The 512-nt window shown below is 45.1% G+C and carries 1 pseudogene; it reads left to right on the top strand.

The annotated features are described in order from the left end of the window. A pseudogene (locus HC175_RS17440) lies at positions 1-512 on the top strand (electron transfer flavoprotein subunit alpha/FixB family protein); the annotation flags it as partial.

The raw sequence follows: 512 nt of genomic DNA, 5'->3' as shown, positions 1-512 counted from the left end.
AAATTTAAAAAGACCGCATTTGAGGTAGCTTCCTACGCTAAGGGAGTGGCCGATATGTTAGGGACAGAGGTCACTGCCGTTTCCTTCGGCGCACAAAGTGCTGGTGACCTTGGAAATTACGGAGTTAGCAAGCTGCTTAAGGTGAACGATGAGAAGCTTCAGAAGTTCAACGCAAAAGCCTATGCCGATGCCCTTAAACAAGCTGCCCAAAAAGAAGGAGCAAAAGTGATTGTGCTTAGCCAGAGCGCTAATGCAAAATATTTAGCCCCGATTTTAGCAGTACAGCTGGAGGCAGGATATGCTTCCAATGTGGTGGCACTTCCCGAAGGAACTGAGCCGCTACAGGTGAAAAGAACTGCTTTTACAAATAAGGCATTCAGCTTCACCACCATGTCTACAGACGTAAAGATCATAGGCCTTTCAAAAAATGCTTTTGGCTTAAAAGAAAGTCAGACCGAAACTACCGAAGAGGATTTCTCTCCTTCTTTAACCGAAGGTGATTTTGCAGTGAA

It is taken from the genome of Salinimicrobium oceani (assembly GCF_012037645.1).
Note: the sequence above shows the minus strand (reverse complement) of the source record. Positions and strands in the feature narration are given on the sequence as shown.